Raw genomic sequence first — 19,191 nt, forward strand, 5'->3', positions numbered from 1 at the left:
AATGGTAGTTGGAGATTTCCCGATCGAAACTGATACACTTGTCATAGGCTCAGGCCCTGGAGGGTATGTAGCTGCTATTCGTGCAGCACAGCTTGGCCAAAAAGTAACCATCGTAGAAAAAGCTAATTTAGGCGGTGTTTGTTTAAATGTTGGATGTATTCCATCAAAGGCATTAATTGCTGCTGGGCACCGTTATGAAACCGCTAAGCATTCTGATTCAATCGGGATTACAGCTGAGAATGTAACTGTCGATTTTTCAAAGGTTCAGGAATGGAAAAGTGGAGTAGTAAAGAAATTAACAGGCGGTGTTGAAGGATTATTAAAAGGCAATAAGGTTGAAATAGTCCGCGGTGAAGCTTATTTTGTTGATGCAAATACACTTCGCGTTATGGATGAAAATTCAGCACAAACTTATAACTTTAAAAATGCCATCATCGCTACAGGCTCTAGACCAATTGAAATCCCTGCATTTAAGTATTCAAAACGTGTTCTTGATTCGACAGGTGCTCTTTCCCTACAGGAAATACCTGAAAGAATTGTTGTCATTGGCGGTGGATATATTGGTACAGAATTAGGTGGAGCATATGCTAATTTTGGAACTCAAGTGACGATCCTAGAGGGTACAGATGAAATACTTGGTGGCTTCGAAAAGCAAATGTCCGCTCTTGTAAAACGAAACCTTAAGAAAAAGGGCGCTGAAATCATTACAAAAGCACTTGCAAAAGGTGTAGAGGAAAATGAGAATGGCGTTATTGTAAAATATGAGGTAAAAGGCGAAGAAAAGTCAATTGAAGCTGATTATGTTTTCGTCATGGTTGGCCGTCGTCCAAATACCGATGAGCTTGGATTAGAGCAAGTTGGAATTGAGATGACAGATCGTGGAATTATTAAAACTGATAAGCAGTGTCGTACAAATATTAGTAATATTTTTGCCATTGGGGATGTTATTGAAGGGCCTCCGCTTGCACATAAAGCATCCTATGAGGGTAAAATTGCGGCTGAGGTTATTTCTGGACATCATTCAGAAATCGACTATTTAGGTATCCCGGCAGTTGTTTTCTCTGATCCTGAGCTTGCTTCTGTAGGATATACAGAGCAACAAGCCAAGGAAGAGGGAATCGAAGTGACTGCAGCAAAATTCCCATTTGCAGCAAACGGTCGTGCTCTTGCATTAGATGCAACTGACGGCTTCGTGAAGCTCATAACTCGAAAAGAAGATGGCTTGGTCATAGGTGCACAAATTGCGGGTGCAAGTGCTTCTGATATGATCTCTGAGCTAGGCCTTGCTATTGAAGCAGGTATGACAGCTGAAGACTTAGCGATGACGATCCATGCACATCCAACATTAGGCGAAATTACAATGGAAGCTGCTGAAGTTGCTCTAGGTACTCCAATTCATATTGTTAAGTAGAATGAAAAGTCCTTTTCCAATTGGAAAGGGGCTTTTTTTTTGCTAAAAGAAAAACCAGTTTTTTGCATTTTAATAAGTGTTTTATCATAAATAATTAGGAAACATGGCTTGTCACAGATTTGTTATAGAATTGAAAAATAAGAATGGTATATTCTACATATATTACATAAAACAGGACTATTAAGAATTACTAATTAAAGACTCAAATGAAATTTGCTTTATGGATATTTAGAATCTGGTGGTGAGATCATGAAGGTATATACCGTGCTTCTTCTACAGCTTATTATTTGGAGTGGCTACACCTTTATTGAATGGTTATCAAAATATGATCAGCTAATGTTTAAAGTGCTGATGTTTTTCGTATTTTTATATTTAGCCATCATCATTGGAAACTTCATCATGAAATCAGTGAGAAAAACATTTTTTGTTACGGCTCTAAGTCTATCCTTGTATGGTTCATTCCACTTTACAATGTCTTTAATGGGTGGGTGATTCGTGGTAGGAGGGGATGAAAAAGACAAAAAGAGCCATTATTCTGGCTCTTTTATTTCTCTGCTAATGAAAAATCTCGTAACGATACTATATAGTGCAAACAAAAATAAATAAAAGCAAATAAAAGAAAAAAGAAAAGGGGTAGCTTTATATTTTGTTTGCTTTTCAAAAGGAGACTCGAATTTTACTTCTAATGGATATAATTTTTTATCTGCAGGAAGAGTAACCATTTGTTCAGCAAAAGGAAATGGTCCACCGAATGTAATATTTTGTTGCAGAGAATTAGGTTTTTTCTCAATATAGGAATAAAACATAAAAGGAGACATAATAGTAATTGCTAGGCTTATAATCCCAAAAATAAGCAGTTTTTTTCTTAACAAAAATATCCACCTCATAAAATTTTTCTTTGAAAAGTGTATAGCAGTATGAAATGAAGCAGAAGAACAGCACTTTGCTGTTCTTCTGCTTTATTTTCTTGGATAAAAGTACATGATTCTTCCGTTAAATAAGTGCAGTTCTCCTTGTAGCTTTTTGGCTAAATATCGACTGAATTCATTGGCTTTGCCTTTATCCCCAAAAGTAGCTGTTTCAGGTAAAGTTAATTGAATATATGATTGTTGACGTTCAGAACCATCTTCATCACGGATTATTTCTTGATCGATTCCAAGTAGAATTGTATTGTAACGATCATTGTTTGAATGAAGGTAGAACCACTTATTTTTGCCCTCATGTGTTTCTTTTATTTCATATGGAAAGGCAGGTTCATTGTACTTCCAATCAACTTGGTCACCCGTTTTTGAGGTTGTTTCTTTATAGTATTGAAATAGTTCTTTAACTTCATCAGTCGTTATGCTTTCTTTATTTGATGAAGGCACAAGTTTTATGTATGCATTGTTTGCCATCATCCATCCCCCCATATTCCTTATATATTATCCATTCCATTCTAGCATTGATCAAAATCGTATGACAACTTAAACAAAGAATTTTCATAAAATCCTTGTAAAATTCTAAATAGTGAATTATAATAATATTCTAAATATTAAAATAAGGAGGAGTCAAATGGATCTTTTTGAAAAGCTCTATGATGAGCACGAAAATGTAAAGGTTCGATTCGTTGGCTTTACAACTGAACAAACAAGATATGATTTTGGGATTGTTTATACCAATTTATTTTTCGGAAAACCTCTAGTCGTCTGTATGCAAACTAGCCGCTCAACACTCCTCGATCCTAAGGACCTCGAAGACATAGAATATTTACAAAAAGCCTTTAAGATGGATAATCGAAAGCAAGTGGAAGACTTATGTGAATTCTTCAAAATTGCCATTCCTGGATCCAGTTTTCAAACTCAGTATGAATAATTAAAGCAGGCAGTATTTTGCCTGCTGTACATATGTGTAAAAAAATAATGTAGAAATAAAAGCTTCGTAGCATTTTAGTTATTGTGTCATACTAAAAGAAAGAAGAAACTTGTCGAATATGTATATTTTGAAAATAAAGTTTCTAATAGGTTATACAATTTATCCTTGAAAAAATAATTATGTTATATTATTATGTAATTAAGATTATTAAAGCGTTTTCATGCTATTTTATATACAAAGGAGAATGAAAGATGGGTACAATTGTATGCCAAGCGTGTAATTCTACGATAGATTATTTCGAGGATGAAAAAGTAACAGTTTTATATTCCAAGTGTGAATGTACTTCCTGTGATGGAGAGCATAAAAAACATATGCGAGAAGCAAATAAATAATATTCTATTCTATATAAAATATTAAAGAGCCTTCCCAATTGGGAAGGCTTTTCCTTTTTACACTTTAAGAAAGTATAAATTGGCAGCGCAGAAATGATTCGACGTAGTTGCCGATTTTAGGAATTAAGTATAAGTGCAACTACCCCTCTGTCTTCGCCTTTCCAAGGCTCGCCAATTGTGAGTTTTCTTTATCTTATTGCTTTGAATTCTTTTATGACACGAAGAAATTTAAAATCATAATCTTCAGGACCTTGGACAGGAAGCCCAGCATCCATATTTGTTTTTATATAACGAAGATTTTCTTGTGTAATGATTTCTCCAGGTATGAAAATAGGGATACCAGGAGGATATACCATAATAAATTCAGCAATGATTCTCCCTTCAGATTCATCAAAGGGCACAAGTTCTGTCTCTGCATAAAAGGCATCTCGTGGAGAAAGTGATAATACTGGAATGTCCGGCAATAACACTTGTGTTTCTAGCTTTTCGATGAGTCCATGTCTTGCAGCAGATAACTCTGTAAGTGCCTTAATTAACATATCTGCTTCATAATCTGTATCTCCAGGCGTAATGATGCAAAGGATATTATATAGATCGGACATTTCAACTTCGATATTATAGTTTTCGCGGAGCCACTTTTCTACATCAAATCCATTTAATCCTAAATCCTTCACTGATATTATTAATTTTGTAGGATCAAAGCCATGTGCAGCATCCGTTTCCAATATTTCATCTCCGACACAATAAATATTCTCAATTTCATTAATTCGTCTGCGAATGGATTGAGCAAGCATAATCGATTTGTCGATTAACTCTTTACCTTCTGTTGCGAGACGCTTTCTTGCTACATCTAGAGAGGCCAGCAATAAATATGATGTTGAAGTAGTGGTCAACATGCTAAGAATGGATTGCACTCTTTTAGCTGAAACAAGATTTCCCTTCATATTTAAGATTGAGCTTTGTGTCATGGAACCACCAAGCTTATGAACACTTGTTGCGGCTAAGTCTGCACCTGCTTGCATGGCTGACATAGGTAAATCATCATGAAAATGAATATGAGCTCCATGAGCCTCGTCAACTAAAACAGGGACATTATAGGAATGGGCAACTTCAACGATCTTTTTTAAATCAGCAGAAATCCCGAAATATGTTGGGTTAATAACAAGAACTCCTTTTGCATCAGGATGCTGTTCAAGGGCCCTGGCTACAGAGTCAGTCGTTATCCCATGAGAAATTCCAAGATTTTCGTCTATTTCTGGATGGATAAAGATCGGGGTTGCTCCAGAAAAAACTATAGCAGACATAACAGATTTATGAACATTTCTGGGAACGATTATTTTTTCACCAGGACCACAAACTGCCATTACCATAGTCATTATTGCTCCACTAGTTCCTTGAACAGAGAAGAATGTCCTGTCTGCTCCAAACGCTTCTGCAGCCAAATCCTGAGCCTGTTTAATAATTCCCTTAGGCTGATGAAGATCATCAAGGGGTCCTATATTAATAAGGTCAATTGCAAGAGCATTATTTCCTATATACTCTCTAAATTCAGGATCGATTCCGTTTCCTTTTTTATGCCCAGGTATATGAAATTGGATTGGATTTTTTTTTGCATGTTCCAGTAATCCGCTAAATAACGGTGTTTCGAATTGTGACAATTTATTTCCACACCTCTTTAAATTTTTTTGTCAAAAAAGGTCATAAAACATTTGAATTATAGCACTTTTATTTATCCTTGCATAGAAAATTCGATACATACGAAAGTACAATTTTTTCCGTCAAATAAAGTGAATTTTTATCGCAGATTAACGGACAGTAAGACCCCCACTTCAAGTTTGCGAGAGAATCAAAGAAACCTAAGTGGGGATCAACTTCCCGTATTGGCCCATAAAATGAACACAGACTAAAAGCGCCACATCGTGTGGCATCGTCTGTGTGACCCACTTCCTGTGGGCCGCAACTAACCATCAGTGAGGGATGAAAGCCGACTAAGTACGCCACGTCCTATGGCAACGTCGGCACTAGCACGTCCTGTGCGTCGAAAAACTCCCACTGAGGGAAGTTTCACTTTATTAGTTTTAGATGTAAACAGGAAAATATAACATTAAAATAGAAGTATGTAGGAGATGAATGGTTGAGGAGGACTATAAAATGAAATGGAATACTAGGATAACGGAATTATTAAATATCGAATACCCAATTATTCAAGGAGGGCTTGCTCATCTCGCTTACTCAGATTTAGCAGCTGCAGTATCAAATGCTGGAGGATTAGGGCAAGTAACGGCAATGTCACTTGAAAGCCCTGAAGCATTGAGAGAAGAAATTAAAAGAGTAAAAATATTGACTAGTAAACCATATGGTGTAAATTTTGCAATAGGACAGCATGGGAGAGCTTTTTCTCATTATTTAGAAGTTGCCATCGACGAAGAGGTCCCTGTTATCACGATGACTGGGGGGAATCCTGCACCAATATTTGATCAATTAAAAGGAGTAAATGTTAAGAAGCTTGTATTAGTAGCTGCAAAAAGGCAGGCAGTAAAAGCTGAAGAGCTTGGTGCGGATGCGGTTATGGTTGTCGGTCAAGAAGGAGGAGGCCATTTAGGAAGAGATGATATTGGTACTTTTGTTTTAACACCTCAAGTCGTAGATGCTGTTTCGATCCCTGTAATTGCTTCTGGTGGAATTGGGGATGGAAGAGGGCTAATGGCTGCTTTAAGCTTAGGGGCTGAGGGGATTGAAATGGGTACAAGATTCATAGCTACGAAGGAATGTATCCATGCATCAGATGTTTATAAAAAACAACTTGTTGAAGGGAATGAAAATGATACAGTTGTTATTAAAAGATCGATAGGTGCTCCCGCAAGAGTAATATCTAATTCATGGACTGATCAAATATTAGAAATTGAGAAAGGAAATGGGGGCTACGAACAATTAAAAGACTTTATTAGCGGGAAGGCTAATAAGAATTATATTCATAATGGCAAGGCGGAGGAGGGGTTTGCTTGGGCAGGACAAGTTATGGGGTTAATTAAAGATGTCCCAACGGTTCAGGAACTTTTTGATCGAATGATAGCTGAAAGTGAAAGCATCCGTAATAGGTGGGCAAATTAAAGTGAATTACATAAGTGAAGAATTAAGAGGTGATTTATTATGGAATACCAATACCCGATTGAGCATGATTGGACTACAGAAGAAATTATTGATGTCATTCATTACTTTCAACAAATTGAAGAGGCATATGGAAAAGGCGTTGATCGAGAAAAATTTCTCGAAGCTTATAGAAGATTTAAAGAAATTGTCCCAGGTAAAGCTCAAGAACGAAAGATTTGTGATGAGTTTGAAGAAGTAAGCGGATTATCTTCTTATAGGATCTTAAAGGCTGTAAAGGAGACAGAAACAGGTAAAACAATAAAAATGAAATGATTAAAATTGAACTCTCTACATTGGTTTAATCAGGTGGGGATTATACCCTACCTGATTAGAAAATCCCACTATTGCAAACGCATAGAGGAGGGTGCTCATTCTCAGAAGAACAAAATAAAGTAAATAAAGCCTAATGCAAATAGAAGGTTTTATTTACAGATTTAGGCCAGTTTGTATAACGTTAATAAAGTTTTAAAAACAGATTCAGCTTGTTCTAGAAAATTCTCAGGTGTCATAAGAATGGCATCTTCCTTTGAAAGATGTAAGCCACATAAAATTTCTGCTTTTTTTACCTTTTGTAAGCGAACAAACATTGAACGAAGCTCTTCCTTTGATAAATTTCCATGTACCGATGCCTCTGGTTTTGTGTGATCAACTGACCAAACAAAATTCTTTGGTGTTTGTTTATATATTTTATTTATATTTGCTTCTAATTCCTTACCAAATATCTCTTTATTAGGTGCCTCATAAATGAGCGCAAACCAGATAAATACATGTGTTTCCCATAAACCAATTTGAAAATGGGGAAGCATTTTATAGCCTCTTCGGCTACTTGCAAAGGCAACCCAAGTATCCTGAGGAGGGTTTATTGTCCGACGTGCATGCTTTGCTACATGAGGAAATATTTCATCCTCAGTCTCGAGGGACAGAATTGGAGCAAAGTAATGTCCTAATCCTTCTAGCTTTGGCCTAATATGAGTGATTAATGCCTCCATTCGTTCATCAAGTCCGTTAATTTTAAAAACATCAAAATCTGTATGAGTAAAACCCGAAAATGTCATATCATTAACCTCCTAAAACCTATGTGAAATATTGTAGCATAAGGTAGTAAAAACAAAAACAATCTTGCATTTTCATGGAAAATAAGTTGTAAAATTAGGTAATCACACATATTTGTTGCATATGTTCTAAATTCCTCATATTATATAGTAAAAATAATCAGAAATTTTTAATTTATATTTTTGGGTGAAGGGGTGTATGATCTATGAAACAGCTAATGAATTCAGTAAAGAATAAGGAAGTAGAAAGAGAAAGGACAGCCGTTCTCCGGTTAGAACTTGATTATGAACTTGCTACATTATTTGATGCTATGAATGAACAAAATGAAGATTTAAAAATGAAAAGTAAACAAAAGCTTGAAGGAATTAGGCAAGAGCTGCTAAAACTACATGCACTTTAATCGATTGTTCTAAAATGAAGAGGTAAAAGGAGAAAGCTTTCAGAAAATGTATATAAATAAAAGACTTAGCCAATAGCAAACGAACTCCTTGTTGAAATTAGGGGTTCGTTTATTATTTTAGCCATGTTTATCCCGCATTAACGGGCAGTAAGATCCCCACCTCAAGATTGAGAGAGAAGCGGGGAAGATAGGTGGGGGACAACTGCCCGTAAAAGCCCGACGACGGACAGGATGTCCTAGTCAGGCGATAGCCACAGGACGTGGCGTTTTGAGCGTGATTGGTTCAACTAACCATCACTGGGGGATGAAAAACCCCCCCACTGATGGAAGTTTCACTTTATCTAATTGTAAATTTGAATTTTACTGTGAATAATAGGAAAATAAGAATGTTAAGTGTATCTTCGGAGGGCTGAAAGATGACAAATTGGTCAGAAATAAATCAGAATGCTAGGGAATGGATAAAAGAAGCTGGGGAAAAAATTAAACATTCCTTCAGTAAAACTTTAGTTATTCAAACAAAAACAAATGCGAACGATTTAGTGACCGACATTGATAAAAAAACGGAACAATATTTTATTGGGAAAATAAGAGAGCTTTACCCAGAACATAAAATTCTAGGTGAAGAGGGTTTCGGTGATGAGTTAAGTAATCTCGAAGGAATTGTTTGGATTATTGACCCTATTGACGGAACAATGAACTTTGTTCATCAGCAAAGGAATTTTGCCATCTCTATTGGTATTTATAAGGATGGAATGGGAAAAATTGGTCTGATCTATGATGTCGTTCATAATGAGCTATACCATTGTCAAAAAGGGCATGGTGTATATTTGAATGAATTATTACTTCCTCCTCTTAAGGAAGTAAATGTTTCAGAAGCAATAATTGGGATGAACGCTACATGGGTTACAGAAAATACGCGAATTGACCCTTCTATGTTATCTCCACTTGTTAAGCATGCGCGGGGAACACGTTCATACGGATCTGCTGCATTGGAAATGGCTTATATTGTTTCGAACAGACTAGATGCTTACATTACTTTACGTCTTGCACCATGGGATATTGCAGCAGGAATTATTATGGTAGAAGAATTAGGCGGGGTGGCGACAACCTTGAAGGGTGAACCATTAAATCTTTTAAAAAATAATTCAGTTTTCATTTCGAGGCCAGGACTTCATCAAGAAATATTGGAAAAGTATTTAAAAAATGGAAAATGGTAAAGTTAAAAAGAAAACCGTCGCTTAAAAACGGTTTTCTTTTTCTTTATTATAGTAATCCATTTTCCCTCATTTTCTTTTTTGTTTTAAAGCCAAACCCCATCACTAGAACTAATGCGATAATTGATCCTAATATCCCAATCATACTTTCTTCTGCAATAGCAATGCCGATTCCCATGATGCATAGTGCAGCAGCAATCGCAAAAGCTAATAATGGCCACTTTATTTTTTTCATAATATGTAACCTCCCATTCTGGGTGTGTACTAAGTTAATTAAAAAAAATTTTACAATGCTTTATTATTTTACACAAAAAGCTATTAGGTTTCCACTTTATTTGTGTTATAATATCTCAGTTGTAGATAAGCAATTTTTAAATTTGATAATATTCCCTAAATATAGGTAGGAGGAACTTCCTTGAAATTAAGAGAAGATATACGTAATATTGCCATTATCGCTCACGTCGATCATGGTAAAACAACAATGGTTGATCAGCTTCTGAAACAGGCTGGGACATTTAGATCAAACGAGCATGTAGAAGAGCGTGCGATGGATTCTAATGACATTGAAAGAGAACGCGGAATTACGATTTTAGCAAAAAACACTGCGATTCAATATAAGGATACAAGAATTAACATTCTTGATACACCAGGACATGCTGATTTCGGTGGCGAAGTTGAACGAATTATGAAGATGGTTGACGGAGTATTACTTATTGTGGATGCATATGAAGGCTGTATGCCACAAACCCGCTTCGTTCTTAAAAAAGCATTAGAGCAAAATTTAACCCCAATTGTCGTTGTAAACAAAATTGATCGTGATTTTGCTCGACCTGAGGAAGTAATTGATGAGGTAATTGATTTATTTATCGAGCTAGAAGCGAATGAGGAGCAGTTAGAATTCCCAGTTATTTATGCATCAGGAATTAATGGTACTGCAAGTACTGATCCAACTAAACAAGATGAGAACATGCAGGCACTTTATGATGCAATCGTGAACAATATACCTGCTCCAGTAGATAATCGTGAAGAACCTTTACAATTCCAAGTAGCTTTACTTGATTATAATGATTATGTTGGTAGAATTGGGATTGGAAGAGTTTTCCGAGGCACTATTCAGGTTGGACAACAAGTCGCATTAATGAAACTAGATGGTACAGTTAAGCAATTTCGTGTTACGAAAATTTTTGGGTTCTTTGGACTAAAGCGCCAAGAAATTGAAGAAGCACGTGCTGGGGATTTAATCGCTTTATCAGGCATGGAAGATATTAATGTTGGTGAGACTGTATGTCCAGTTGAACACCAAGAAGCATTGCCGATTCTTCGAATTGACGAACCAACATTACAAATGACCTTCCTTGTTAATAACAGTCCATTTGCTGGTAGAGAAGGAAAATATTTAACTGCCAGAAAGGTTGAAGAGAGATTACGAGCTCAACTGCAAACAGACGTTAGTCTACGAGTTGATAATACAGATTCCCCGGATGCATGGATTGTTTCTGGACGTGGAGAATTGCATTTATCAATTTTAATTGAGAATATGCGCCGCGAAGGTTATGAACTTCAAGTTTCTAAGCCAGAAGTAATTGTAAGGGAAATTGATGGAGTACGCTGTGAACCTGTTGAGAGAGTACAAATCGATGTACCTGAGGAACATACAGGAGCTATTATGGAATCAATCGGCGCCCGAAAAGGTGAAATGCTTGATATGATCAATAATGGAACCGGGCAAGTTCGCTTGATTTTTAATGTACCTGCACGTGGATTAATCGGATACACGACTGAATTTCTAACTTTAACTCGTGGATACGGAATCATTAACCACTCGTTTGATAGCTACCAGCCAATGACACAGGGACAAGTTGGAGGAAGACGCCAAGGTGTACTTGTCTCAATGGAGAGTGGTAAAGCTTCAACTTATGGTATTATGCAAGTAGAGGATCGCGGAACAATTTTCGTTGAACCAGGTACAGAGATCTATGAGGGTATGGTTGTTGGTGAGCATAATCGTGAAAATGATCTTACTGTAAATATTACAAAAGTAAAACAAGCAACCAATGTCCGGTCTGCTACGAAAGATCAAACAACAACTATGAAAAAGCCTCGCATTATGACTCTTGAGGAAGCTTTAGAATATTTAAATGAAGATGAGTATTGCGAAGTTACACCTGAATCTATCCGTTTACGTAAAAAAATTCTTGATAAAAACGAACGTGAGAGATTGGCTAAGAAGAAAAAATATGCTGAAATGAGCTAAGAAATGATCATTAAAAAGGAGGGAGAAAATGGGTGTTGATATAAATGAGCATCTGTCTTTTTTCGCCGCTCTATTTAAAGTACAAGAAAACTCAACATTGGGTATGTGGCTTCTTTATTTAACGATTGTCGTTTTATGTATTATTGTTTTTAAGCTAGGGTTTGCACCAAAACTGCCAATTGGAAAATCAATAATTATTTATCTTTTTCTATTATTAGGATGTACAATATTAACTTTTTTCGCAGTGTTCCTTCCGATTACTGAAGGATTAGTTGTGGCTGCATTAATTTTAGTAGTCTACAAAATCCGTCTTCATCAGTCAAAAAAGCAAGAGGGAAAAGAGATTTAACTTGGAGATGGTTTCATGAAATCTTTGCAGGATGCTTTATACAATTGGCTAACCATTAAAATTGTTACGGATGAACGTCCTAGCGACACTGCCGCTTCTGAAACTGAAAAAATGTTTGAAGCGATGCTTATTGATGAACATCGATTATCTAATATTGAAATAGAAAAAGATGAAATCATGTACTATGTTCATTTTGATCAGAACGGGGAGAGAAAAAAATCACGATTCCCTAGAGAGCTAATTGAAGTCATGTTAAATCAAATCAATTTAGAGCCTGAAAAATATGTGAATTACCCTGAAGACTAAGATTCTTTCTGTTTTATATAGAAAAGCCGCTCATATTATTAAATGAGCGGCCTTTTTTGTAGCGCAAAGTATATCACCATTCCTCTTCTTTCACTTTGCTTTGGAATAGTTTAAAGTTTCCGGTTTCAATTCTTTTTTGGGTTTTAGTCGTTATTCTTGCCTGGCAATCCTTGCACATATAAGTATGGATTGGGCGATTTCGTAGCCTTTTTGCTTGAAGGGACTCATCTTCAATCGATTCGATTTTATCACATAGAACACATTTTACTCTCATATTGACACCTCTATTATCATTAATATTAGTCTTTTTAAATATTTTGAACATAAATTCATTTTTTTCTTGTTATTGTTTAATTATATATTATGTAACGATTCATATCGACTGACTTTCAATAAAAATGAATAAGTTGAAAGTTAAGGTCGGTCATAATATGATAATTCTATAAAGGAGGTATAATAATGGCAAATCAAGTAGAACCAAAATTAATCAATGCTTTATTGGATAGGCTACAGCAGGAACATTTTTGTACTCTAGCAACGATTGACTTTGAATTTGGCGGTCCAAATGTAAGTGCAATTTCATGGGTATTCGCTAAAAATGAGGAAATTATTTATTTTGCTGTAGATAATCGCTCTCGAATTGTTCAGAACATAAAGGCGAATAATAAAGTTGTCATTAATATGATTGCGAATGAATCTACATATTCTATTAGCGGAAATGCTTCAGTTAAAGCAGAGAAACTAGAGGGAGTGCCTTTGAAGTTGGCACTTATTGAAGTAGCGATAAAAGAGGTTCGCGATGTTATGTTTTACGGCTCAAAAATCGTATCCGAACCACAATATGATAAAACATATGATAAGGAAGCTGCTGCTCGTTTAGATAAACAAGTAATGGCTGCTATAAAAAACGCTTAGTCCTGTTGGGCTAAGCGTTTACTTGAATAGCATTTATTTAGCTACAAATTATTCATGTTTATCCTTATAATAATTAGACTGTGTATCTTGTTGTTTTTCCAGTTTTTGTTCATCCTTATTATTTAATTTCTTTTTCGGTTCTTCTGTTGCATTTTTAGGAGTTGGTTCAATTATATCAGCTGGTATTTCTGGCATTAGCCTCCCTGAAATATCTGCTAATTCATTCATAATACCTTGAATCGGTTTTCCGTTTTGGATATCTTCTGATATTTCTCTTAGTCGTGCATTTAAATCAGGATCTGCTATGATGATGGCTCTTGCACCATAAGGATCATTTTTTAAACTTTCAGCGACTGAATATTTAATGGACCCGACTTCAGATCTTTCGAGATTCGCATTAACATCAATTCCTACTATGGCATACTTTCCTAAGACAACTGCAGTAGCATCATTTACATTTGGAATGCTTGATGCAAGCTGTACCAATCGTTTTGATATTTGTTGTCCTGAAGTTCTGTCCACTTCCTGTATAGCACTGTTTTTTACATGAACAACATTTTCATTTGTATTTTCCTGAACTTGATTATTATTAAGCCCACAGCTTGTTAAAAAGACAATCAATACTAAAGATAGCCATTTAGTCAAATTTTACCATCTCCTAAACTTGAACTGATATTTGCAGTTCATATAATTGATTGTGTAAATATCAGTATTTTTAAAGGGTTCTTTACCGTTTATTGTGCAAAACTTCGTCTATCTTTATACCGAAAAACATATATTTAAGCAAAGTTCTATTCGTTCCACTGTTTTTTAGACCTATAAAGAGCAGGAGGCAAAAGATTGAGTAAAATATATGTGTTAGATACCAACGTCTTGTTACAGGACCCTTATTCGATTTTCTCATTCGAAGAAAATGAAGTGGTTATTCCAGCCGTTGTACTAGAAGAAGTTGATTCAAAGAAACGGTATATGGACGAGATTGGCAGGAATGCAAGACAAGTATCACGGCTGATTGACAGCTTTAGAGGAACAGGCAAACTTCATGAAAAAATCCCTCTTGAAAATGGGGGAAGCTTGCGAATTGAATTAAACCACCGTTCATTCCAGCAGCTCCAAGATATTTTTATTGAAAAAACAAATGACAACAGAATATTAGCAGTAGCAAAAAATCTTTCATTGGAAGAAGAAACAAAGGAAAATGGCCGAACTGTAATATTAGTCAGTAAAGATGCTCTGGTTCGAGTTAAAGCGGATGCCATTGGTCTATTAAGCGAGGATTTTTTGAGTGATAGAGTCGTTGAGAATGACCATCAGTATACAGGTTTTATGGAAGCCTATATATCACAAGATGCTTTAAACCGTTTTTACGAAAAAGGAGAGCTTCCAGTGTCTGACGTTTCATCCTTCACTGTTTATCCAAATCAATTTCTAATTATGAAGGATGAGCTAGGATCGTCAGCATCTGCAATTGGTTTTGTTGATAAATCTAGAAAAAAAATAAAAAAACTGATTTTTGACAATGATCAAATTTGGGGTATAAAGCCACGTAATGTTCAGCAAACCATTGCAATGGAGCTATTATTAAGGAAAGACCTACCGTTAGTAACATTAACAGGTAAGGCCGGTACAGGAAAAACATTAATCGCTTTGGCTTCAGGACTATTGCAAACGGAGGACTATGGGCATTATAAAAAACTTCTTGTTGCTAGGCCGATAGTTCCTGTTGGAAAAGATATTGGTTTTCTTCCCGGAGAAAAGGAAGAAAAGCTAAGGCCATGGATGCAGCCTATCTTTGATAATCTAGAATATTTATTTAATACAAAGAAGCCTGGGGAATTAGAAGCGATTTTAGCAGGAATGGGTTCCATTGAAGTGGAAGCATTGACCTATATTAGAGGTAGAAGTATACCTGATCAATATATTATTATTGATGAAGCCCAAAATTTAACGAAACACGAGGTAAAAACAATTCTTACTCGAGTCGGAGAAGGGAGTAAAATTGTCTTAATGGGTGATCCGGAGCAAATTGATCATCCCTATTTGGATGCTTATAATAATGGGTTAACATACGTTGTGGAGAGATTTAAGGATCAAACGATTTCAGGACATATTAAATTGATAAAAGGGGAAAGATCTGGACTTGCACAATTAGCTGCCGATCTTTTGTAAAAGATGTTTAAGTGATAAAAGAAAGGGCGATAAAAAATATCGCCCTTCATCGGAATTATTTTATTATAAATGCTCTTACCCTTTTTATTGGATTATCTTTATTACGTCCATCTCCAAAATAAACATGGACAGGCCCATCTTCTCTTAAAGGCTTTCCTTTCAAAGAAAAACCTAATATAAAACTCCTAGCTTCACTAAGAGGTACATGTTCTTCTCCATCATCTGAAACAATTGTAAGTGTTTCAGCGCTTTTGTCTGGTTCAGCGTTTTGTAAAAAAGGTTTCAATGGAATTCCAAATGTTCCTGTTAACACCTTTTCCTTTTCGAATTTTTTTTCAGTTTTTAATGTCGGCGGAAATACAGCACCCTCCATAATTTCTCTATCCCAATGCTTAGAAATGGACTTAGTATACTCATCTAACTCATCAACTTGCGCTGTATTAGTATTAAAAAATGAATCTAAATCAACTCTCCGGTCATCAAAAATCCACACTCCCGGATCTAAAGTTATTGAATATTTAGCATTACCACTTATTGAAATAATATTTTCCATTAAAACTCCTCCTAAAAAAGGCGCAAAAAAATCATTAACTACAATGTTTAGTATACAGATTATTAATGGAATTGTCATATATTGCTCTGCATGCTAGAATTCCTGTAAACAAATATATCGGAGGGAATTCTTTGACTTGCCAATCAAATAAAGATTTACAAAATATTATTGATGAGGTACGTCCTTTAACTGAGGCAGGAGTGGTTGCCGATTATATCCCCGCATTAGCAAAAGCAACTAAAAATGATTTAGCAGTAGCGATTTACGAAGCCAATAATAATTGCTTATACGCAGGAAGCTATCTGAAAAATTTTACATTGCAAAGTATTTTAAAGGTGTTAGTTCTTGCCTTGGCCCTTCAAGATAGAGGGGTTGAGTATGTATTTGAAAGGGTCGGGATGGAGCCGACTGGAGATCCCTTTAATTCGATTTCCAAGCTTGAAACCTCGATACCTTCAAAACCGCTTAATCCGATGATAAATGCTGGAGCACTTGCAGTTACAAATATGATAAGAGGGGAAAGCGATGCAGAAAAATGGAATCGAATCATTAGTTTTGTCAAATGTTTATCTAATAAAAAGAACCTTTCTTATGACGCTGAGGTTGCAACATCAGAGCTAAAGACAGCTTGGCTTAATCGATCACTTTGCTATTTTATGAAACAGCATAATGTGATTGATGGAGACATTGAGGATTTAATGATGGTTTATACGAAGCAATGTGCCATTGAAATGAATTGTTTTGAACTTGCGAGAATTGGTGCTGTTTTTGCATTAAATGGACTAGATCCAGAAACTGGGGAAAGATTGATTCCGATACATATCGCAAGAATTTGTAAAACCTTCATGGTCACATGTGGAATGTACAACGCATCTGGTGAATTTGCAATTAAGGTTGGGATCCCTGCTAAAAGTGGTGTAGCAGGAGGTATTCTTGCTGTGGTACCCGAGAAATTCGGGATTGGTATTTTTGGACCATCACTCGATAAAAAAGGAAATAGTATAGCAGGTATAAAACTACTTGAAATTCTTGCTCAACAGTATGATTTTAGTATTTTTTAATTCCTGTGAAATCCTTATTATTCTTGCTTTTTTCTTATTATAAGTATAAAATTTATAGATAAGATGATCGCTCGGAATCGGGGGGATTGAAAGTTGGCTTCTGAAATGATAATAGATCATAAAGAAAAAGCAAATGCCCTATTAAAGGCAGATGCTGATAAAATATTAAAATTAATTAAAGTGCAGATGGACAATCTTACAATGCCACAGTGTCCTTTATATGAAGAGGTACTTGACACACAAATGTTTGGATTGTCTCGAGAAATAGATTTTGCTGTCCGCCTCGGCTTGATTGATGAGAAGGATGGAAAGGCTATTCTAGATAAATTAGAAAAAGAGTTATCTATTCTGCATGATGCGTCAGTAAGAAAATAAAATAAAAAAGCGCTTGAGCCTTCGGAACAAGATTCTTCCTGAGTAGTATCAATAACGAAGGTTTCATAGACTTGTCGAATTGTCGGCACTATTACGTCCTGTATGTCTTAGGAGGCGCTATAGCTAGACAGTTAAATAAAAACTCAAACATTCATTAATGATTGTTTGAGTTTTTTTAGCTATTAAATGAATTTACATATATATTCTGTTCGAAAAAATAAGAGAAGTTGATAATGTGTCATAATAAAATTAATTAGTATGACATAATTGTGGATATTAAATAAATAGTGTGTTACATTTAATATAACTTTTCTATATCTTCCGTGCAGGATATTTTAATGCTTTAGTCGAATAAATAAATCTACATAGAAGTTAAGGGAAGAGGCTAGATGTTAAAAAAAATCTTAAAATCATATGATTATTCATTAATTATTGCAGTAGCGCTATTGTCAGTTTTTGGGCTTATTATGATTTTTAGTGCAAGTATGGTTACCTCTGTACAGTTATATGGCTATGAAAGTGATCATTTTTATAATAAGCAAAAGGTTCATCTTATTTTAGGTGCAATTGCTTTTGTTATCATGGCAATTTTTCCTTATAAAGCCTTGTTAAGGAACAAGATTCTCGTTCCTATGGTTTTTCTTTCGTTATTTGGCTTATTTGCTGTCTTTGTATTTGGACATGCTACAAATAATGCATTAAGCTGGTTTAAAGTAGGAAGCAGAAGTCTACAGCCTGCTGAATTTGTTAAGCTCACAGTCATTATCTATTTGTCAGCGGTTTATGCAAAGAAACAATCATATATCAATGAGTTCAATAAAGGAGTTGTACCTCCACTAGTTTATTTGTTTCTAGTATGCTTATTGGTAGCAATCCAGCCGGATTTTGGAACAGCTGCAATTATCTTTTTGATCGCAGCTATGATCATTTTTGCATCAGGAATGAATTATAAAAATATCTTTAAGCTATGTTCCATTGGAATTTTGATCGTGGCACCGCTTTTATTAATCATGAAAGACGAAATTTTTTCTGACGTGAGAATGGGACGATTTGAAGCATTTGCTAATCCATTTGATACTGAATTTGGATATCATCTCGTCAATTCTTATTATGCATTAGGTTCTGGAGGGCTAAAAGGGTTAGGGCTAGGCAATAGTGTTCAGAAACTTGGTTACTTGCCTGAAGCACATACTGACTTTATTATGGCAGTTATTGCTGAAGAGCTTGGAGCATTTGGAGTTTGTTTTGTTTTACTGCTCCTTGGATATATTGTCCTTCGTGGCTTATACATTGCTTTAAAATGTAAAGATCCTTTTGGTAGTCTATTAGCAATTGGGATATCTAGTATGATTGGAATTCAAACCTTTATCAATCTTGCTGGGATATCAGGATTAATCCCGCTTACTGGGGTGCCGCTTCCATTCGTAAGCTATGGGGGTTCATCATTTCTGCAGCTATCACTTGCGATGGGGATACTCGTAAATGTATCTATGTTTGTAAAATATGAACAAAAATATAAAAGAAATATTGAAAATGATCCACCTGAACAAATTCAGACGTTTTCGGGGAAAGTTTATAATTCTCGTAAATAAGTGTCCAGTCTCCACTGCGCTTTTTAATAAAGAAATCCTGGGATAATCAAATGATATTATTCATTTGATATAAGACATGACAATTGTAACAAGAGAGATTCATTGTATTTTGCGAACGGGTCGTCACTGGCCGTCGCATGTCTTGA

Annotated in this window: 24 protein-coding genes; 16 read left to right on the top strand and 8 right to left on the bottom strand. The window is 35.6% G+C overall.

Features of this window, described 5'->3' with window-relative positions:
- Position 1 precedes the first annotated feature (1 nt).
- A complete protein-coding gene (gene lpdA / locus FSZ17_RS09020) occupies positions 2 to 1,411 on the top strand; it encodes a dihydrolipoyl dehydrogenase (protein ID WP_057769522.1) in 1,410 nt (469 codons plus the stop codon).
- Positions 1,412 to 1,660: 249 nt separating this feature from the next.
- Positions 1,661 to 1,903 carry a hypothetical protein gene (locus tag FSZ17_RS09025; RefSeq protein ID WP_057769524.1) on the top strand — a complete coding sequence of 81 codons (243 nt, stop codon included), beginning with the start codon at positions 1,661 to 1,663 and terminating at the stop codon, positions 1,901 to 1,903.
- Positions 1,904 to 1,941: 38 nt separating this feature from the next.
- Here the strand turns inward: FSZ17_RS09025 and FSZ17_RS09030 are convergent, their stop codons facing one another.
- Both FSZ17_RS09030 and FSZ17_RS09035 read right to left on the bottom strand, forming a co-directional pair.
- Positions 1,942 to 2,283, bottom strand: coding sequence for a hypothetical protein (locus FSZ17_RS09030; RefSeq protein WP_057769526.1), 342 nt, complete (start codon positions 2,281 to 2,283; stop codon positions 1,942 to 1,944).
- A gap of 87 nt (positions 2,284 to 2,370) precedes the next feature.
- On the bottom strand, positions 2,371 to 2,805 hold the full coding sequence (locus FSZ17_RS09035) for a DUF1885 family protein (RefSeq protein ID WP_185150711.1): 435 nt from the start codon (positions 2,803 to 2,805) through the stop codon (positions 2,371 to 2,373).
- A gap of 157 nt (positions 2,806 to 2,962) precedes the next feature.
- Here FSZ17_RS09035 and FSZ17_RS09040 point away from each other — a divergent pair, with 157 nt between their 5' ends.
- Both FSZ17_RS09040 and FSZ17_RS09045 read left to right on the top strand, forming a co-directional pair.
- The gene (locus tag FSZ17_RS09040) at positions 2,963 to 3,262 is read left to right on the top strand and encodes a DUF3055 domain-containing protein (RefSeq protein ID WP_057769530.1); all 300 of its coding nucleotides are present in this window, start codon (positions 2,963 to 2,965) and stop codon (positions 3,260 to 3,262) included.
- Positions 3,263 to 3,513: 251 nt separating this feature from the next.
- Positions 3,514 to 3,654, top strand: a complete 141-nt coding sequence (locus tag FSZ17_RS09045) for a GapA-binding peptide SR1P (RefSeq protein WP_057769532.1) — start codon at positions 3,514 to 3,516, stop codon at positions 3,652 to 3,654.
- A gap of 188 nt (positions 3,655 to 3,842) precedes the next feature.
- Here the strand turns inward: FSZ17_RS09045 and FSZ17_RS09050 are convergent, their stop codons facing one another.
- Positions 3,843 to 5,312 carry an aminotransferase class I/II-fold pyridoxal phosphate-dependent enzyme gene (locus FSZ17_RS09050; RefSeq protein ID WP_057769534.1) on the bottom strand — a complete coding sequence of 490 codons (1,470 nt, stop codon included), beginning with the start codon at positions 5,310 to 5,312 and terminating at the stop codon, positions 3,843 to 3,845.
- A 493-nt stretch (positions 5,313 to 5,805) separates the two neighbouring features.
- On the opposite strand from FSZ17_RS09050, the gene FSZ17_RS09055 reads away from it, so the two are divergent.
- Together FSZ17_RS09055 and FSZ17_RS09060 are read left to right on the top strand one after the other, a co-directional pair.
- Positions 5,806 to 6,765 carry an NAD(P)H-dependent flavin oxidoreductase gene (locus FSZ17_RS09055; RefSeq protein ID WP_057769536.1) on the top strand — a complete coding sequence of 320 codons (960 nt, stop codon included), beginning with the start codon at positions 5,806 to 5,808 and terminating at the stop codon, positions 6,763 to 6,765.
- A gap of 39 nt (positions 6,766 to 6,804) precedes the next feature.
- Positions 6,805 to 7,077, top strand: a complete 273-nt coding sequence (locus tag FSZ17_RS09060; RefSeq protein ID WP_057769538.1) for a UPF0223 family protein — start codon at positions 6,805 to 6,807, stop codon at positions 7,075 to 7,077.
- 161 nt (positions 7,078 to 7,238) lie between these two features.
- Here the strand turns inward: FSZ17_RS09060 and FSZ17_RS09065 are convergent, their stop codons facing one another.
- Positions 7,239 to 7,859, bottom strand: coding sequence for a YktB family protein (locus FSZ17_RS09065; RefSeq protein ID WP_057769540.1), 621 nt, complete (start codon positions 7,857 to 7,859; stop codon positions 7,239 to 7,241).
- A 203-nt stretch (positions 7,860 to 8,062) separates the two neighbouring features.
- Between FSZ17_RS09065 and FSZ17_RS09070 the strand changes: the two genes are divergently transcribed.
- A complete protein-coding gene (locus FSZ17_RS09070; protein WP_057769542.1) occupies positions 8,063 to 8,257 on the top strand; it encodes a hypothetical protein in 195 nt (64 codons plus the stop codon).
- 416 nt (positions 8,258 to 8,673) lie between these two features.
- The gene (locus FSZ17_RS09075; RefSeq protein WP_057769544.1) at positions 8,674 to 9,474 is read left to right on the top strand and encodes an inositol monophosphatase family protein; all 801 of its coding nucleotides are present in this window, start codon (positions 8,674 to 8,676) and stop codon (positions 9,472 to 9,474) included.
- A gap of 46 nt (positions 9,475 to 9,520) precedes the next feature.
- Here the strand turns inward: FSZ17_RS09075 and FSZ17_RS09080 are convergent, their stop codons facing one another.
- Positions 9,521 to 9,706, bottom strand: coding sequence for a YlaF family protein (locus FSZ17_RS09080; RefSeq protein ID WP_057769546.1), 186 nt, complete (start codon positions 9,704 to 9,706; stop codon positions 9,521 to 9,523).
- A gap of 180 nt (positions 9,707 to 9,886) precedes the next feature.
- Here FSZ17_RS09080 and typA point away from each other — a divergent pair, with 180 nt between their 5' ends.
- The 3 genes from typA to FSZ17_RS09095 are packed head-to-tail and all read left to right on the top strand — an operon-like array spanning position 9,887 to position 12,380.
- Positions 9,887 to 11,725, top strand: coding sequence for a translational GTPase TypA (gene typA, locus FSZ17_RS09085; RefSeq protein WP_057769548.1), 1,839 nt, complete (start codon positions 9,887 to 9,889; stop codon positions 11,723 to 11,725).
- Between the two features lie 28 nt (positions 11,726 to 11,753).
- Positions 11,754 to 12,074 (top strand): YlaH-like family protein, encoded by a 321-nt coding sequence (locus FSZ17_RS09090; protein WP_057769550.1) that lies wholly within the window; start codon positions 11,754 to 11,756, stop codon positions 12,072 to 12,074.
- A gap of 15 nt (positions 12,075 to 12,089) precedes the next feature.
- Positions 12,090 to 12,380 (top strand): hypothetical protein, encoded by a 291-nt coding sequence (locus tag FSZ17_RS09095; RefSeq protein WP_057769552.1) that lies wholly within the window; start codon positions 12,090 to 12,092, stop codon positions 12,378 to 12,380.
- A 73-nt stretch (positions 12,381 to 12,453) separates the two neighbouring features.
- Here the strand turns inward: FSZ17_RS09095 and FSZ17_RS09100 are convergent, their stop codons facing one another.
- Positions 12,454 to 12,654, bottom strand: coding sequence for a YlaI family protein (locus FSZ17_RS09100; RefSeq protein ID WP_057769554.1), 201 nt, complete (start codon positions 12,652 to 12,654; stop codon positions 12,454 to 12,456).
- Positions 12,655 to 12,839: 185 nt separating this feature from the next.
- Between FSZ17_RS09100 and FSZ17_RS09105 the strand changes: the two genes are divergently transcribed.
- Entirely contained in the window at positions 12,840 to 13,295 is a 456-nt protein-coding gene (locus tag FSZ17_RS09105) for a pyridoxamine 5'-phosphate oxidase family protein (protein WP_057769556.1), read from the top strand.
- Positions 13,296 to 13,343: 48 nt separating this feature from the next.
- On the opposite strand, the gene FSZ17_RS09110 is transcribed toward FSZ17_RS09105, so the two are convergent.
- Positions 13,344 to 13,940, bottom strand: a complete 597-nt coding sequence (locus tag FSZ17_RS09110; RefSeq protein ID WP_057769558.1) for a YhcN/YlaJ family sporulation lipoprotein — start codon at positions 13,938 to 13,940, stop codon at positions 13,344 to 13,346.
- 195 nt (positions 13,941 to 14,135) lie between these two features.
- Here FSZ17_RS09110 and FSZ17_RS09115 point away from each other — a divergent pair, with 195 nt between their 5' ends.
- Positions 14,136 to 15,464, top strand: a complete 1,329-nt coding sequence (locus tag FSZ17_RS09115) for a PhoH family protein (protein ID WP_057769560.1) — start codon at positions 14,136 to 14,138, stop codon at positions 15,462 to 15,464.
- 55 nt (positions 15,465 to 15,519) lie between these two features.
- On the opposite strand, the gene FSZ17_RS09120 is transcribed toward FSZ17_RS09115, so the two are convergent.
- Positions 15,520 to 16,017 carry a hypothetical protein gene (locus tag FSZ17_RS09120; RefSeq protein ID WP_057769562.1) on the bottom strand — a complete coding sequence of 166 codons (498 nt, stop codon included), beginning with the start codon at positions 16,015 to 16,017 and terminating at the stop codon, positions 15,520 to 15,522.
- Positions 16,018 to 16,148: 131 nt separating this feature from the next.
- Between FSZ17_RS09120 and glsA the strand changes: the two genes are divergently transcribed.
- The 3 genes from glsA to FSZ17_RS09135 all read left to right on the top strand — a co-directional run bounded on the left by glsA (position 16,149) and on the right by FSZ17_RS09135 (position 19,045).
- Entirely contained in the window at positions 16,149 to 17,078 is a 930-nt protein-coding gene (glsA, locus tag FSZ17_RS09125) for a glutaminase A (protein ID WP_057769564.1), read from the top strand.
- Positions 17,079 to 17,171: 93 nt separating this feature from the next.
- On the top strand, positions 17,172 to 17,453 hold the full coding sequence (locus tag FSZ17_RS09130) for an Fpa/YlaN family protein (RefSeq protein ID WP_057769566.1): 282 nt from the start codon (positions 17,172 to 17,174) through the stop codon (positions 17,451 to 17,453).
- A gap of 389 nt (positions 17,454 to 17,842) precedes the next feature.
- Entirely contained in the window at positions 17,843 to 19,045 is a 1,203-nt protein-coding gene (locus tag FSZ17_RS09135; RefSeq protein ID WP_057769567.1) for an FtsW/RodA/SpoVE family cell cycle protein, read from the top strand.
- Positions 19,046 to 19,191: the final 146 nt, after the last annotated feature.

It is taken from the genome of Cytobacillus dafuensis, from assembly GCF_007995155.1.
GTDB classification, from domain to species: Bacteria; Bacillota; Bacilli; order Bacillales; family Cytobacillaceae; genus Cytobacillus; species Cytobacillus dafuensis.

Bases quoted from the DNA above. Each gene is read 5' to 3' on its own strand.
- lpdA (WP_057769522.1), top strand. From the start codon at position 2: ATGGTAGTTGGAGATTTCCCGATCGAAACTGATACACTTGTCATAGGC.
- FSZ17_RS09025 (WP_057769524.1), top strand. From the start codon at position 1,661: ATGAAGGTATATACCGTGCTTCTTCTACAGCTTATTATTTGGAGTGGC.
- FSZ17_RS09035 (WP_185150711.1), bottom strand. From the start codon at position 2,805: ATGGCAAACAATGCATACATAAAACTTGTGCCTTCATCAAATAAAGAA.
- FSZ17_RS09040 (WP_057769530.1), top strand. From the start codon at position 2,963: ATGGATCTTTTTGAAAAGCTCTATGATGAGCACGAAAATGTAAAGGTT.
- FSZ17_RS09045 (WP_057769532.1), top strand. From the start codon at position 3,514: ATGGGTACAATTGTATGCCAAGCGTGTAATTCTACGATAGATTATTTC.
- FSZ17_RS09055 (WP_057769536.1), top strand. From the start codon at position 5,806: ATGAAATGGAATACTAGGATAACGGAATTATTAAATATCGAATACCCA.
- FSZ17_RS09060 (WP_057769538.1), top strand. From the start codon at position 6,805: ATGGAATACCAATACCCGATTGAGCATGATTGGACTACAGAAGAAATT.
- FSZ17_RS09065 (WP_057769540.1), bottom strand. From the start codon at position 7,859: ATGACATTTTCGGGTTTTACTCATACAGATTTTGATGTTTTTAAAATT.
- FSZ17_RS09070 (WP_057769542.1), top strand. From the start codon at position 8,063: ATGAAACAGCTAATGAATTCAGTAAAGAATAAGGAAGTAGAAAGAGAA.
- FSZ17_RS09075 (WP_057769544.1), top strand. From the start codon at position 8,674: ATGACAAATTGGTCAGAAATAAATCAGAATGCTAGGGAATGGATAAAA.
- FSZ17_RS09080 (WP_057769546.1), bottom strand. From the start codon at position 9,706: ATGAAAAAAATAAAGTGGCCATTATTAGCTTTTGCGATTGCTGCTGCA.
- FSZ17_RS09090 (WP_057769550.1), top strand. From the start codon at position 11,754: ATGGGTGTTGATATAAATGAGCATCTGTCTTTTTTCGCCGCTCTATTT.
- FSZ17_RS09095 (WP_057769552.1), top strand. From the start codon at position 12,090: ATGAAATCTTTGCAGGATGCTTTATACAATTGGCTAACCATTAAAATT.
- FSZ17_RS09100 (WP_057769554.1), bottom strand. From the start codon at position 12,654: ATGAGAGTAAAATGTGTTCTATGTGATAAAATCGAATCGATTGAAGAT.
- FSZ17_RS09105 (WP_057769556.1), top strand. From the start codon at position 12,840: ATGGCAAATCAAGTAGAACCAAAATTAATCAATGCTTTATTGGATAGG.
- FSZ17_RS09120 (WP_057769562.1), bottom strand. From the start codon at position 16,017: ATGGAAAATATTATTTCAATAAGTGGTAATGCTAAATATTCAATAACT.
- FSZ17_RS09135 (WP_057769567.1), top strand. From the start codon at position 17,843: ATGTTAAAAAAAATCTTAAAATCATATGATTATTCATTAATTATTGCA.